The organism is Paraneptunicella aestuarii, from assembly GCF_019900845.1.
Classification (GTDB): Bacteria; Pseudomonadota; Gammaproteobacteria; order Enterobacterales; family Alteromonadaceae; genus Paraneptunicella; species Paraneptunicella aestuarii.
Window position 1 is genome coordinate 1,158,807 of record NZ_CP074570.1, and the last position, 14,694, is coordinate 1,173,500.

At 42.5% G+C, this 14,694-nt stretch carries 15 protein-coding genes; 6 read left to right on the forward strand and 9 right to left on the reverse strand.

What is annotated here, in order from left to right; genetic code table 11:
- Positions 1-155: 155 nt before the first annotated feature.
- From KIH87_RS04835 to queF, 4 genes are all read right to left on the reverse strand, one after another.
- Positions 156-1,931 carry an HDOD domain-containing protein gene (locus KIH87_RS04835; protein ID WP_232360408.1) on the reverse strand — a complete coding sequence of 592 codons (1,776 nt, stop codon included), beginning with the start codon at positions 1,929-1,931 and terminating at the stop codon, positions 156-158.
- Between the two features lie 62 nt (positions 1,932-1,993).
- Positions 1,994-2,365 carry a DUF3192 domain-containing protein gene (locus KIH87_RS04840; RefSeq protein ID WP_232360409.1) on the reverse strand — a complete coding sequence of 124 codons (372 nt, stop codon included), beginning with the start codon at positions 2,363-2,365 and terminating at the stop codon, positions 1,994-1,996.
- A gap of 127 nt (positions 2,366-2,492) precedes the next feature.
- Positions 2,493-3,851 (reverse strand): nucleotide 5'-monophosphate nucleosidase PpnN, encoded by a 1,359-nt coding sequence (gene ppnN / locus KIH87_RS04845; protein ID WP_232360410.1) that lies wholly within the window; start codon positions 3,849-3,851, stop codon positions 2,493-2,495.
- A 435-nt stretch (positions 3,852-4,286) separates the two neighbouring features.
- Positions 4,287-5,144, reverse strand: a complete 858-nt coding sequence (queF, locus tag KIH87_RS04850) for an NADPH-dependent 7-cyano-7-deazaguanine reductase QueF (RefSeq protein WP_232360411.1) — start codon at positions 5,142-5,144, stop codon at positions 4,287-4,289.
- 83 nt (positions 5,145-5,227) lie between these two features.
- Here queF and syd point away from each other — a divergent pair, with 83 nt between their 5' ends.
- Positions 5,228-5,779 (forward strand): SecY-interacting protein, encoded by a 552-nt coding sequence (gene syd, locus KIH87_RS04855; RefSeq protein ID WP_232360412.1) that lies wholly within the window; start codon positions 5,228-5,230, stop codon positions 5,777-5,779.
- Positions 5,780-5,832: 53 nt separating this feature from the next.
- Here syd and KIH87_RS04860 read toward each other — a convergent pair whose 3' ends face one another.
- Entirely contained in the window at positions 5,833-6,141 is a 309-nt protein-coding gene (locus KIH87_RS04860; protein ID WP_232360413.1) for a hypothetical protein, read from the reverse strand.
- A gap of 199 nt (positions 6,142-6,340) precedes the next feature.
- Between KIH87_RS04860 and KIH87_RS04865 the strand changes: the two genes are divergently transcribed.
- Positions 6,341-6,709 carry a DUF3192 domain-containing protein gene (locus KIH87_RS04865; protein WP_232360414.1) on the forward strand — a complete coding sequence of 123 codons (369 nt, stop codon included), beginning with the start codon at positions 6,341-6,343 and terminating at the stop codon, positions 6,707-6,709.
- 308 nt (positions 6,710-7,017) lie between these two features.
- Positions 7,018-7,716, forward strand: coding sequence for a GNAT family N-acetyltransferase (locus tag KIH87_RS04870; protein WP_232360415.1), 699 nt, complete (start codon positions 7,018-7,020; stop codon positions 7,714-7,716).
- Between the two features lie 40 nt (positions 7,717-7,756).
- Here KIH87_RS04870 and KIH87_RS04875 read toward each other — a convergent pair whose 3' ends face one another.
- A complete protein-coding gene (locus tag KIH87_RS04875) occupies positions 7,757-8,062 on the reverse strand; it encodes a DUF3301 domain-containing protein (RefSeq protein WP_332460729.1) in 306 nt (101 codons plus the stop codon).
- A 196-nt stretch (positions 8,063-8,258) separates the two neighbouring features.
- On the opposite strand from KIH87_RS04875, the gene KIH87_RS04880 reads away from it, so the two are divergent.
- The 3 genes from KIH87_RS04880 to KIH87_RS04890 are packed head-to-tail and all read left to right on the forward strand — an operon-like array spanning position 8,259 to position 9,811.
- Complete coding sequence (locus KIH87_RS04880; protein ID WP_232360416.1) at positions 8,259-8,594, forward strand: YqcC family protein; 336 nt, start codon at positions 8,259-8,261, stop codon at positions 8,592-8,594.
- Positions 8,595-8,617: 23 nt separating this feature from the next.
- Positions 8,618-9,364, forward strand: a complete 747-nt coding sequence (gene truC, locus KIH87_RS04885) for a tRNA pseudouridine(65) synthase TruC (protein WP_232360417.1) — start codon at positions 8,618-8,620, stop codon at positions 9,362-9,364.
- A 3-nt stretch (positions 9,365-9,367) separates the two neighbouring features.
- On the forward strand, positions 9,368-9,811 hold the full coding sequence (locus KIH87_RS04890) for a flavodoxin domain-containing protein (protein ID WP_232360418.1): 444 nt from the start codon (positions 9,368-9,370) through the stop codon (positions 9,809-9,811).
- A gap of 120 nt (positions 9,812-9,931) precedes the next feature.
- On the opposite strand, the gene dapD is transcribed toward KIH87_RS04890, so the two are convergent.
- The 3 genes from dapD to map all read right to left on the reverse strand — a co-directional run bounded on the left by dapD (position 9,932) and on the right by map (position 14,310).
- On the reverse strand, positions 9,932-10,756 hold the full coding sequence (dapD, locus tag KIH87_RS04895; RefSeq protein ID WP_232360419.1) for a 2,3,4,5-tetrahydropyridine-2,6-dicarboxylate N-succinyltransferase: 825 nt from the start codon (positions 10,754-10,756) through the stop codon (positions 9,932-9,934).
- A gap of 51 nt (positions 10,757-10,807) precedes the next feature.
- A complete protein-coding gene (gene glnD / locus KIH87_RS04900) occupies positions 10,808-13,456 on the reverse strand; it encodes a [protein-PII] uridylyltransferase (protein WP_232360420.1) in 2,649 nt (882 codons plus the stop codon).
- Positions 13,457-13,518: 62 nt separating this feature from the next.
- Complete coding sequence (map, locus tag KIH87_RS04905) at positions 13,519-14,310, reverse strand: type I methionyl aminopeptidase (protein WP_232360421.1); 792 nt, start codon at positions 14,308-14,310, stop codon at positions 13,519-13,521.
- Positions 14,311-14,694: the final 384 nt, after the last annotated feature.

The window sequence follows — 14,694 nt, forward strand, 5'->3', positions numbered from 1 at the left end:
ATTGAGTGGTAAGAATACCACCTAAATTGGTGTCCGGGATTATTAGACCACTACAGGTAAAAAGAAATTTTTTCCCAACTGATAAGCCCTATTTTTAAGGAGAAAAGGGAGTATTTTTTTTATGTGTTGTGACTATAAAGTTGATGAATGATCTCTTAATACAAAGGCGAATAGGGATGATGCCTTTCCAATGCATGGGTCTTAATTTGTGGTATGTCTTCGAGCTGTATTCCCAGTACATAGACGGCTTTCTGTAAAAACGTTTGTTCTTCGTTACTGAGTGCTCTCTCTGGCGCATAGATCTGTTTGCAAAGTACCATTCCGCAACCTAGCAGAGCTGCGATTTTAAGTTTCTTGTTACTGCGTTTTTCTGTTTCAAAAGCTGCACTTTGTTCCAGATAATCCAGTGCTTGAATCAATTCTCGATCCTGAATCCAGCATTTTGCCAATGTAATGCCATGTTCTGGTAAATGATTAGGAGATTCCACTGGATAAAGATCGCTGGTTTTGTAGCCAGCTGAGGGACTTTTCGTGGTTAATTCTGTTTTTAGTGAGGCGATGGTAAAGAGTCCAGAGCTGGCAAACCCTGCCCAGCACATGGCTTGTTCTGCCGGGAATGATCTCCCTTGTTCAGCAATAATCGCCACAATTTGCTTAAATGTTGCTGTGTATTGCAGCAAGTATTCTTGTAGTGGGAAATAATGCTGATTGAGGCGCACATTGAGTGCATGCTCCATCAATATGGCGTTGGCTCTATCAAGTCCATGCATCAGCAAGGCGTGTTTTACATCGCTAATTTTCAAGTGTTCCCGGGAATATTGGCTTGCAGTGTTTCTTATATGGTTAGCGAACACTGGTTCATCGGAAATTAATTGAGTTAGCTCATTGATTTCAAAGTCATCGTTTTGAAGATGAGCCTGGATCTTCAATAACGTTGGAGGGGGCTTATCCAGGCGGAAGGGGATGTAACTTAATTGACGAACATCTTGATCCGGTTGTCCCTCAACGAACCCTTTCCAGTCCTGGTTCCACCAGTCATCAATTCGTTCCAGATGTTTTAAGTGCTGTGTGCCTAGAGCTTGTTTTATCTGGTTTCCTGTAATGGTTTCGACTTCTGCTGAACAGTTGGATGTTTGGGCGTCGAAGTATTTACCTACAAGTGAGTTTTGTAGCAGCGAAAGAACCAGAAAGTAGCGTTGATCATGAAGTTTTACGATAGAGCCGGGTGGAAAAAGCCCGGGATAAGAAAGTAGAGACTCTATCTTTTGATATTCACTGCTGGGTAATTGCTGAGCAATTCTTTGTAATGCATTGGCAAAACTTGTCGCGGCTTGTTGCTGGTTCCGTGTCATTAAAAAGCCAAAGCAGCTAGTGATGGACAGCAGTTTGTTGAGCGTATGCTGTCCTTTAATATGCTTCAAGGTGGCTAATGGTGATGAATGCCAACGTTGTTCAGCTTTTTGTAATCCTTGATACCAGATTTCCAGAGAGAGCTTTTTCAGTGCTTTTAGCAATGGCAGGTTATGTGTTCTTATTTGAGAGCGAACGCTTTTTGTGTCTGTCTCTTGTGCATCGGTTTCCTGATCTTTCTTCAGGTTAAGATGGCCGGCAAATTGGCTGATAACACAACAAAGCAACTGTTGTAATGCGGTTTCATTCCAGTTTTCTCGCTGAGCAAGCAAGTAGGTGCATACGAGTTGGTTAAAAACCAGATTAATAGAATAGGGCAATGATGGTTTGTTAAAGTGCAGTTGTGCGACTAGTTGCTCTGGATATTGACGCCCTGACAAAATAAATTGATCACTGAAGTCGAAGGTGGCTTGAAGCAGAGAAGTGGATATTTTTTGCTGTTGATAAGCAATAATCAATCGTGCCAAGTCCCTGTACAACTCATGAAGCTGGTGTGCAATCTTGGTATTAGCGTTCGACACGATATCCTGTACTTTAATACTTGTGGTTTAACTTACGGTTGTTTGCCGTGATGCATGCTTGTTTAGCTGTCCTGAAATTGAGTATAGGCATTTTTCCCCAACGCGATTAATACATCGTTTTTAAATAACAGGGGAGTGCATTCATCTTGAGAAGTAAAACCATCAGCGGTTTTGCGTTGAGTTCGGTAGAACATCACTTGTAGCTTGTCTTTGGCGACCATTTTCGCTTCGCTGATATCGGGAGAACCCAGTAATTCAAGAATGGCGCTATGAGTAGCTCCTAATTTTAACGTGGCAATTTTCATGCTGTTATATTCTTCCCTGTCTTCCCATTTCATATTGTCAGGTTTATCTGGGAAATAGAGAATAACTAGTGCCGCAAAGGCCATGTATACGACAATTCCCAGAGAGACACGTTTAACGATTTTATTCATTTTTCCGTACAGTCGTTCGCTTAACTCTTTGGAATTGTAAAACAGTGCCGGAATAAATCTACGGTTTTAATCGTAAATTTTCCGGCATTGGGAGAAGGTTCAGGTCAATAAGGTTGAAACCTAAGGATTAAGAGCGAATTACCTCATAACACGGAATATATTCACTACCGGGTAATTTCATGCGTTTTTGGGCAACAAATGACTTCAATAGTGCGTCCATCATTTCCATGAGTTTAGGATCACCATTAATCTGGAATGGCCCATGTTCACGAATTTGAGCCAAACCTTCCGCTTTGACATTACCCGCAACAATACCCGAAAAGGCTCTGCGCAGAGCGGCAGCCAGCGACGCTTTGGGTTGATCAAAGCTCAGGTTCAGATTGCTCATATTTTCATGACTTGGGAAGAATGGCTTCTGGAACTCCTGTTCAATTTTTAATGACCAATTGAAATGGTAGGAATCGCCGGTTTCTTTACGATACTGTCTTACGTCAGCCTGACGTTGCTTTATCAAACGCGCGGCTTTTACAGGATCATCGACAACGATATCGTAAAGTTTTTGTGCTTCTTCACCTAATGTCGCACCAACGAAAGCATCAATGGAACGGAAGTATTCTTCACATTCTTTAGGGCCTGTGAGCACGATGGGTAATATTTGATCCTTGTTCTTTTCATGCAGCATGATGCCAAGCAAGTACAACAATTCTTCGGCTGTGCCCACACCACCCGGGAAAATGACAATGGCATGAGCGGTACGCACAAAGGCTTCCAAACGTTTCTCGATATCAGGCATGATAACCAGCTTGTCTACGATAGGGTTTGGTGGCTCCGCGGCAATAATACTTGGTTCAGTAATACCTAAATAACGGCCATGTTGATAGCGCTGCTTGGCATGACCAATGGTCGCCCCTTTCATTGGCCCTTTCATGGCGCCAGGCCCACAACCGGTACAAATATTCATTTCACGCAGGCCAAGTTGATAGCCTACTTTTTTGGTGTATTTGTATTCGATATCGTTAATGGAGTGTCCACCCCAGCAAACCACCATATTGGGGTCTTGCTCGGTGCGGATAACCTCTGCGTTACGCAACATATCAAACACTACGTGGGTGATATGTACAGCATCGGTTAAATCAAGTTCATGGGTTTCTAATTTGGCACTCATGTGCAATAGATCGCGCAAAACCGCAAACAAGTGTTCGTGTACACCTTGCATGATCTTGCCATCGACAAAAGAGATTTCCGGAGGATTGACCAACTCGATTTTTACGCCGCGTTCTCTGCGTATGAGGTTAACTTCAAAATCTTCATAAGGAGAGAACATTTCCTCGAAATCGTCTTTTTCGGCGCCACTGTTTAATACGGCCAAACAACAGTTTCGGAAGATTTGATACAGTTCCTTACTGGTTGATTGATCTAATCTGTCAACTTCAAGTTGTGACAGCTGACTCATAACGCCGAGAGCGTTTAGTTGTATTGTGCTCATCGTATAGAGGTTCCTCAGAGGTTGGCGATTTGACTACTGTTGCCAACGGTTAAAGGGAATATAAAGCGAAGTTCAGTTGAATAGACGGTGTTATTTGTATTCAAGGTCGATAAGACTGAGCAACGCTTACCTGCGAATTTATGATTAACTTCAACTCGGGATAAGACTCTGATTTCTGATGGCTATTTTGAGTGCTTCTTTGGTTTTGCTGACTAAAAATGGCTGATCAAAAATAAAATGAGTGATGCCTATTCCTCATAAATGCATCTTCTTATTCCGGGTTGAGGCTAATAACGTAAAATTCAGATCAATTAAGTCTGTCTTTAAGTTTGGTTTTAGTTGACCATTTGGTCAACTAAAAGTCAATTTAAAGAAATAGCTTCATTACCCGATATTTACGTTACTCTATTCTTGAGAGAAAAAAAACTACCAGTTTTACTGGCGTATTAAACGCAGGTTTTCATAAGGTGCTTCGAAATTACTGCGGAATGGGTTGATATCAAGTCCCCCCCTTCGCGTGTACCGGGCAAGTACGGTCAGTGATTCAGGCTCACATGTGTTCAATATATCGTTAAAAATCCGCTCAACACATTGTTCATGAAACTCATTGTGTTGTCTGAACCCTACAAGATATTTCAATAAGCCTTCACGTTGTATTTTCGGGCCTTTGTACTTGATCAATACGCTCGCCCAATCAGGTTGTCCTGTAATCAGGCAGTTTGATTTCAAAAGATGGCTGTGTAATGTCTCTGTGACTATTTCCGAATCTGTTTGTAATAGCTGACTGTCGGGCTGATAACTTGAAATTGTAACGTCCTGATCATCAATACACTCGCCAGGTAACTGTGCTATTTGTTGCTGTGAGCTTAAGCTTGCGACGGGAGCTATCTGAACATTCACGGTTTCCCCTGCACAACCAGACAAATCCTGTTTTAGTTTCTCAACAACCTCTTCAAGTGTGGCAAAACGGGTCTGGTTGAAGCTATTCAGATACATTTTGAATGATTTTGACTCAATCAGATTCGGCGATGTTACCGGAACCCGACACTCCAAAATGGCGACATTGGGCTTACCTTTTTCATTCAACCAGGAAAATTCATAGCCGTTCCACAAATCATCACCCGAAAACGGTAGTAATTTTTGCAAGCCGATAGCATTTCTTCCCAGCTCTCTAGACACCGCCTGTAATAGCTTTGGGTTGTAATTTTCCTCATAGGTGACTTCCTTACCCAGGGTTAGGTGAGCTAATTCACCTGACTGTTCTATTTGTGAGCGAGTAGAAGTCTGTGTCATGATAATTGCATCCTAAACAAAAACGTTTATGTTAACCTAAATCGAACTGATGGAGTTTATCAGAGACTTTAGTAGGATTTTATATGCTGTCGAGGACTAAAGCTGCATTATTGGGTTTTGTGGAAAAATACGTTGAAGTTTATCGCGATGCAGGCAAAGAACTGCGTGTTAACTTCGATTGTAGTTGGGAGTCGCCTTGTGTCACTGAGTGTGATTCAGAAGGCAGTTGTATATGGACTCCCACAGCTCAGAATATTGAGCTGAATTTCAATAAACTTGAAATGGGTATGGATATGCAGATACATCCTGATTATCAGGATTATTTCTGCTGTTTTTGGAGTGATCATCTAAACGCCAGAGCGGCACGAGGTGATTTGCAACTGTTAATGGTATGGAACCAGGATGATTTTGTTCGTTTACAAGAAAACCTGATTGCGCACTTATTGATGAAGCGTCGTCTGGGGCAACGTGACACCTTGTTTTTCGCTCAAACTGAAGACGAAAATTACATTTTGTCTGTGTTGAATGGAACGGGGGAGGTTGTGTTAGAGCCCGTTGGGCAAGAGCCCGGTGAAATATTGGCTTCTGATCTGGCAGAGTTTATCTCTGAATTGAAACCTGTCGTGGTTGATTAGATTTTCTGACAAAATCTTCTGGTTAAATCTTCAGGGCGATTGCATACCAAGCACTATTTAAGCTTGGTATGCAGTACATTCACCAAAGCTTCCAGCCTTTGCAGTTTATCTTCTAATTGCTGTACTTTCTCAATGAGCTCTGCCTTACTCATTTCTGAGTGAGACTTGTTACTACTCTTCGATTCGTTATCTTCTTGCGATTCGGTTAATTCCATATCCGGATTAGCTTTCCAATATTGCACCGCGGCAACCAGATCCGATAAATGATATTGCTTTGGCGCTTTTGCTTTCAATAAGCCGACACTTGGACGTTTTCCTTGCTGAGCAAGTTGTTGGCAAATTTTTATCAGGGTTTGATCCACTGCTGATTCCTGCTACTTCTGTTTAAGGGTGTGAATTTAACTACATAATAGTGAAATTGCTCAATAGATGAGGATGCTAATTAAAGTGGTTTTTTATTAAATTCAATTAAAACAATATGTTATGTTTTGGCATTGATATTGATTAGTCGATACGGAATAACTAACCAAATACACACAGTCATAATAATAGGACAATACAATGCAATTAAGAAAAATAGCCATGATGGCAATGATCCCGTTAGCGTTAACTTTGAGCGGATGTGTTATTAGTGTGGGAGGCGATGATGGATATGGCTCTCATGGCGATTGGGAAAATCGCGAACATCAGAATCGTGATAGTATTTCCAAGCTGCAACTGGATCTTAATCACTCTCAAGTGACCTCAATTCTGGGTGTTCCTGATTTTACCGAATTTCATAAAGCCGATGACAGCAGTTACATGGTGCTGTTTTATCGTACTCACCGTCGTAAAGGTGATGGCATAACCACTAAAGATGAATGTACTCCATTAGTATTTAAAGACGACAAGCTAATCGGCTGGGGCGAAGCGTCTTACAACAAGCTTTAATTCTTCGTTCAGGTTGTTTTCCCAACCTTCTTTTTCTGTCGGGGTATTCCCCGGCAGCTTTTTATTTCCGGCTTTATTTTCTAATTCGTCCATTTAACTGCTTCATTGATCCAGAACACTTCTATACTTAATACGAGTTCTATACTCACAACAAGGCGTTCAGTCATCAAGATTTGAGGTCAAGCAAGAAATTAATTGACCTGTAGGCTTATTTTTGTGACATTTTTATATAAAATTATTAACTCCTTGTTAACAAGTTCGTGTTCCTGGGGTAAGTTTGCAATTAAATTTGTGCAATAAGGATCGCTATGACTAGCTGTGAAGCCATCGAGCAAAACCAAAATGTAAGAGCTGTATACCTTACTGCGGAAGATTTGAAGATAGCCTGCTCCCTTCTGTTTCAGGCATATCGGGATGATCCCGTCTTTTGCGATATTTTTCAGGTTAACCTGGAAGGTTACGAAACCCGTTTACGTTCTGCGATTCGTGAAGAGTTGAATGCGTTCTGGGCTGCCAAGCAACCTATGATTGGTTTGTTTGATGATGAACGCATGGTTGCAGTTGCCTGTTTGAACAGTTCTGAGGCTGCATTTGGCGCTGGTCGTTTTTGGCATTGGCGTTTGAAAATGCTGTTAACCGCGGGCTATTTCTGCACTATGCAAATGCTGGAAAAAGAGCAAAAAGTTCGAGAAAACGTGCCTGCCGAGCATTTTCATATGTTGTCTTTTATTGGCGTGCATCCTGATGCTCAGCATCACGGATTGGGTCATATATTGATGTCTGCGGTTGAGGGCGTCATGCTGGAAGATGACAATAGCTCTGGTATTGCAGTGTATGCGACCCTAGATAAGTACAGACACTTCTTTGAAAATGGCGGATATCGTTTGATCAAAGAGTTGGAAGTAGGAAATATCAAAGGTCATTTGATGTTTCGTGATAGAACCAATTCGGTTGCTAATCCTTCAAATTCATCTGGCTCAAGTTCGCCTGATAGTGCAGCCGCTTGAGTCTTGAACAGTTTGCTTCTTAAAATAAGTGTGAAGTAACTTAACTCACCCGATAAGCAGGTAAATCGGTATTGATAACCTGCTTACCTTTCATTTCCAATGTCCCCGAATAGCTGTCAGTTCCATTTCCTGAAAATTCAAATATAAAAAAGGTATGCCAATCAGGTTTGCCCCTGTGTATGCCTATTCGTGTTTTGAATCTAGCCACTGCGAGCAATTGCAGGTTTCTTTCCTGACAGAAATGGAACAGATGTCGATTTGCCCTTTCCGTGATACCACGGATATGCCAAAACTGGATAGCAATAACGCTGCCTATCATTATGTAGATGATATCCATTAAGGTCATATTCTAACGAGCTCCGAGAGTATGCTTTGTTGCACTGTTTCTAATCAGGAATACCCATGGTAGGGGCAAATTTCATTTTTACAACCAACGAAGTGTTCTAAAGATGAATAAATGGATCTTGTAATTTGATCGATAAACCTTATATACAGCGGTTGTAATAGAAACTGGTCGACAATGTACAATTGAGAGTGTGCCATTGAGCGAGAAAATAATCAGTCACCAACAAGTTGATACGTTGTTGCAGGAATTGGAGTGGGTGCTTAAGTCTGTTTCACTCTGGAGTGAGCAGCCACCAGCTGAACAAGCCTTTGAAAGTAATTTACCTTTTTGCTGTGATACTATGTACTTTCAGGAGTGGTTGCAGTATGTTTTTCTACCCAGAATGAGAGGGATTATTGTCAAGCAATTACCCCTGCCTTCGAAAATGGCATTGTTGCCTATGGCTGAAGAGGCATTCATTAAACATGCTGGTATTGCTCCCTTGTTGGAAGTGATACGACGTATTGATACTTTCTTTAGTGAAAGCGAGTAGTGTTTGATGAAAGTGAGTAGTGCGTGTCTCTAAATATTCTCTATCAGGATGAACATATCGTTGCGGTTGATAAACCCGCAGGATTATTAGTACATCGGAGCATGATTGATCGGAGTGAAACCCGTTTTGCCATGCAGATGGTACGAGATCAAATCGGGCAGCATGTTTATACGGTTCATCGTTTGGATAAACCGACATCCGGTGTGTTGTTGTTTGCATTATCTTCTGATATTGCCAGAGTGCTTGGTGAGCAGTTTGCGAGTAATCAGGTACATAAAGGGTATACCGCAATTGTGAGGGGTTATATCCACGAGCAAGGTGTTATTGACTACCCATTAAAAGAAGAGTTGGACAAAATCGCAGACAAAATGGCGGACCAGGATAAAGAGGCGCAATCGGCTATTAGCCATTATGAGCCTGTTGCTACTTTTGAGCTGCCTTATCCGGTTGGGCGTTATCAAACAGCGCGTTATTCGCTGCTTAAGTTGTACCCTCAAACGGGAAGAAAGCATCAACTTCGTCGTCATATGGCTCATATTCGGCACCCCATTTTGGGTGACACCACGCATGGCGACGGTAAGCACAACGTTTTTGTGCGTGAACAATTTGGTTTTTATGGACTGGCGTTGAATGCGAATAGAATGTCCTTGAGGCATCCGGTCACCAATCAGTTATTGGAGATTGAAACATCTATTGATGATCGCATCTTAACGTTGCTATCCCAGTGGGATTATCCCAAGCAAGAAATTCGAAAAATTTGGAGCAAGTAATTCATGTCTGAAGTTAGTATTTTTGTAGGTACTGTATACGGCAATTCTCAAAGCGTCGCGGAAAGCGTGCAGCAAAAACTCTCGTCATTGGGATATAGCGCAGAAATTTACGATGATCCTAGTGTGGATGATTTCAAAAAAGCGGAAAGTGTTCTGATTATCACTTCTACTACTGGTCAAGGTGAGTATCCGCCCAACGTAGAATTCTTCTTTGCCGATATTAAAGAGCAGATGCCAATGTTGAATGGCAAACCCTTTGCTGTTGTTGGATTAGCCGATAGCAGTTACGGTGATACTTTCGCTGGCGCTGGCAAACAAGCCTATGAATTAATGCTTGAACTTCAGGGTAATCCTCTGGCTGACCTGAAAATTGTTGATGCAATGGAAACCTATGATGCGGAAGAAGATGTTCTGCCGTGGATTGATGAGGTTTATAAGCCGGTTTAAGCTGTTTGTGATAGCTGTTTTTAGCGACTTCTTCGTTAAATAAGTTGAATCACAAGTAAGGCTAAAAAGAAAAGGCTCGCAGATTGCGAGCCTTTCTATTTTAAGTCTATTTCAAACGAATTAGTCAGCGGCGCGAAGTAGTGCGTTAATGCCCACTTTTGAGCGGGTTTGTGCGTCTACTTTCTTTACAATAATGGCAGCGTATAAGCTGTACTTACCGTCGGCTGAAGGCAAATTGCCGGGAACGACAACCGCGCCAGCAGGCACGCGTCCATAGTGAACTTCACCGGTTTCACGATCGTAAATGCGAGTGCTTTGACCAATGTAAACACCCATTGAGATAACCGCGCCTTCTTCTACGATTACGCCTTCAACAATCTCTGAACGAGCGCCAATGAAGCAGTTGTCTTCAATGATGGTTGGGCCGGCTTGAAGTGGCTCAAGTACACCACCGATACCTACACCGCCCGACAAATGCACATTCTTGCCTATTTGAGCGCACGAGCCTACTGTCGCCCAGGTATCGACCATAGTGCCTTCGTCAACATAAGCGCCAATATTGACGTAAGAGGGCATCAGAACCACATTCTTACCGATATAAGAGCCTGTTCTTACTGTAGCTGGGGGTACAACGCGCATACCTTCTGCTCTGAAACGCTCTTCGGTGTAGTCACTGAATTTCAGTGCGACTTTGTCGAAGTAACGGTTTTCTGAAGTTGGGATCATGTGGTTGTCGTTAATACGGAACGACAACAATACGGCTTTCTTAAGCCATTGGTGGACTACCCATTCTCCGGCAATCTTTTCTGCCACTCGGGCGGCACCCGAATTAAGCTGCTCGATGGTGTCATTGACCGCCTTTTTCACTTCTACAGATACCGTTGTTGGGGAAATGTTGTTTCTATCCTCAAAGGCATTTTCAATGATTGATTTTACATCAGACATGGGAATATCCTGTTTCGATTTGTTTGTACTTAAAGGTATCTTTCTGCGTCGTTATTCAGACAATAGCTCAATAATTTTATTCTTCAATTCAACTTGTTCGCTATTGCTTAATGCTTTGCCGTCCTGATTGCTTATAATGAATAAATCTTCTGCGCGTTCACCGATGGTTGTAATTTTAGCCACTTTCAAAGTGAGGTTTTGCTTTACAAACAGGTGTCCGATTTTAGCTAATAAACCGGGCGCGTCCAGTGCTTCCAGCTCTAACATGGTTGCGTCCGGTTGGCTGGAGAAAAAACGTACCTTGGTGGGCACATTCAACTGTTTTAGCTGGCGTGGCATTCTGCGCTGGTTTTTGTGCTCTACACCGGGTTTATTTAGTTGCTCTTGTACCGCCTTGCGCAGGCTTTGCAAACGGCTTTCCGATTGAATTTGACCACCATCATGCTCAAGCACAATAAAGCTATCAAATATGTAGCCGTTGTTAAGGGCGCAAATTTGAGCATCGTGAATAGAGCAATTTTTGCTGTCTAATACGGAAGCTGTTTGAGCAAATAGAGCAGGTCTATCCTTACAGAACAGGATCATTTCCGTTCCGGCTTTCAGGGTACCATTGGCAATATCGACCAATTGTGCGCCTTCCTGTCCGGCAGTCTCTGCCAAATGCTTCAAGATGGATTGAGTATGCCAGGCGATTTGAGCGGGTTTAAAGCGGATGAAATAATCATCGGGAAATTGAGCCCACAGAGACTCGGCATCTTCTAAAGACAGTTGGTTTTCAGTGAGCAACTGTCTGGTTTGTTTGCGGTGTTCATCAATGCGAGATTGCAAATCTACTTTATTTTGCAAACCATTCTCTAATGCTTTACTGGTCAGCAAATAGAGTTCTCTGAGCAAGGATGATTTCCAATCATTCCACAAGGTATCGTTGGTGGCTCGTATGTCTGCCAAGGTTAAGACATACAGATGATCCAGAAAATTCTGATTGCGCATGGCTGTGGCGAATTCCTGAATAACTTCAGGATCATAAATGTCGCGTCGTTGTGCAACCACGGAAAGCACAAGATGGTTTTCAACCAGCCAGGAAATTAGCTTGGTGTCTTCTTCTTCCAAATTGTGCATTTCCGCAAAGGCGGTAACGCATTTGGCTCCAAGCTTGGAGTGATCTCCCCCTCTGCCTTTGGCGATATCATGGAAAATGCCAGCAATAAACAAGAGTTCAGGTTTATCCATGTTGTTGATGATCCTGCCGCAACGCGGGAATGAGTCGTTGCGTGATTCATCGGCAAAATAAGCAAGTTGTTTGATTAAGCGATGGGTATGTTCATCAACTGTATAGGCATGGAATAAGTCGAATTGCATCATGCCAACAATATGATCCCATTGTGGCAAGTACGCCTGCATGATGCCGTGCTTATGCATTAAATCCCAGGGGAGACCAAAGAACCGGATGTCTTTCACCAGCTCTAAAAACAGTTCTCGGCACTCAGGAATTTCACAAAAATACTGAGCTGAGAAAGCACGGCGTCCATTACGTAATAAACGTAGCGTAGCGGAATGAAGTCCTTTGACGTCTGACATATTGGTGAGCAATTTAAAGAACGCCATAATGCGTATAGGACTATCAAACACACGGGAATTCAGCGGATATAACAAGCCATCGCGCAACTCGAAATCGTCGTTAACATGTTCAATAGTGCTCACTTTCAATGGCAAGATGTCTTGCTTGAAATGCTGCAACAACATGCCATTGAGCTCAGCGACACGACGAATAACGCGGAAGAATTCACGCATCATTTTTTCTACCGCAGGTTTGTCGTTACCTTGATCTTGCTCTTCATCGTAGTAACCCAGCTTGCGAGCGATATCGGCCTGATAATCGAACAACAAGCGATTTTCATTACGCTTGGTATGTAAATGCAGCGTGAAACGTATATCCCACAGCTTTTTACGGCAATCGTGTAATTCGGTAAGCTCGTCTTCGGTGAAGTAACCATGCTCAACCAACTCTTTACCGGTAATAACATGGAAGTGCTTCTTGGCAACCCAGCCGATGGTTTGGATGTCGCGTAAACACCCCGGGTTTTCCTTTACATTGGGTTCCAGGTTGTAAGAAGTATCGTTGAACTTGGCATGACGATTTTGTTGTTCTTCGTACTTTGCCAGAAAGAAATCCTGACTACTCCAGAATTTTTTGCTGTGCACTTTATCTTGCAATGCTTCAAAGTTGCTATGGTCGCCAATGAGCAAACGAGACTCGATAAGGTTGGTGGCAATGGTGATATCTTTTCTTGCTAAGTCGAAGGTCTCATTGATAGTACGTACTGACTGACCTATATCCAGCCCGATGTCCCATAACAAGGTGATGAATTCCTGAATCTTCTCTTGCTGATCCTTGCTTAAGGATTTTTTGCTCAGGATTAACAGGTCAATATCGGAGTAGGGTTGTAAATGGCCTCGACCATACCCACCTACAGCAATCAGGCTGATTGGCTGCTGATGCAAATCCATCAAGCGCCAGATGTGACACAGAAGGGCATCGACAAATGCCGCTCTACCTTCAACCAGCGAAACAATGTTTTCTGTGCCATTGTATTCGGAAGTGAGCCAGTCGTAGCAGTTGGCAATACAGGTCTTAAAGGCCTCACGATTTTCAACTGAACTAATCAGTTGAATCTGACTAAGCAAACTATGGCTGCTCATTTACTGCTCCGAAAGGTTAAATAGATAGAGAGTTCCCTGGCGAAGCCTTAAGAAAATAAGTCCTAATGAGAGATAATACGATCGATCGTTTCTTCTTCTCTCAAGGTAAGAATTTCACAACCATTAGCAGTCACTAAAAGCGTATGTTCCCACTGAGCACTTAAGCTACGATCTTTGGTAACCACCGTCCATTCATCACGTAATAGCTTACTGTGACGTTTTCCGGCATTGATCATGGGTTCAATAGTAAAGCACATGCCTTCTTTTAGCACTTCACCAGTGCCAGGTACGCCATAATGCAGGATTTGAGGATCTTCATGGAACGTAGCACCGATACCGTGACCACAGTATTCGCGTACAACTGAGTAATTGTGGCCTTCGGCATGTTTTTGAATAACAGACCCAATATCACCCAAACGGCATCCGGGTTTCACCATTTCAATGCCTTTGTATAAGCATTCTTGAGTCACTGCGATTAAGCGTTCCGCTAGAATCGACGGTTTACCCACAACGAACATTTTAGAGGTATCGCCGTGATAACCATCTTTAATAACAGTGACATCAATATTGAGAATATCGCCGTCTTTCAGCTTTTTATCTGTAGGAATACCATGACAAATCACATGATTCAGTGACGTACAAATGGATTTTGGGAACGGTGGGTGACCATAATTCAACGGTGCAGGAATGGCTTTTTGCTCATTAACAATATAATCATGACAGATGGTGTTAAGTTCGTCTGTCGTGACGCCTTTTTGCACATACTGACCAATCATTTCGAGGACTTCAGCGGCTAAACGACCCGCAACGCGCATTTTTTCGATTTCTTCTGGAGTCTTTATAACAATAGACAAAACGGGATTCTCAGTGTTCGATTTATAGAAATTGCCTGCATTTTAACTAACGGGAGCCCCGCTGTACATGGCTGAGACAGGGGGAAACTAAGGAAAATGACTCATCACTCCCTGTTTTTGCCAATAAAATCAAATTTCTTAATGTTATTGAGAGGGAGTGGAGTAGACACTTCAAGGCATTTTTTGTCAGCAATTCAAGCCTAATCGTAGCCCAACGGTTGTTAAAAATACTAGTTCATGGTATAAAGCGCCGCGCATTTTGGTTGCTGGTTTTTGGCATTAATTTTTGTGCTGACAATCAGGCCATTTATGCGTACATAATTCATTTTTTAACACACACATACATCGACACGACTGTCGGGGTGTTTCGGCGTTGATTTCTAT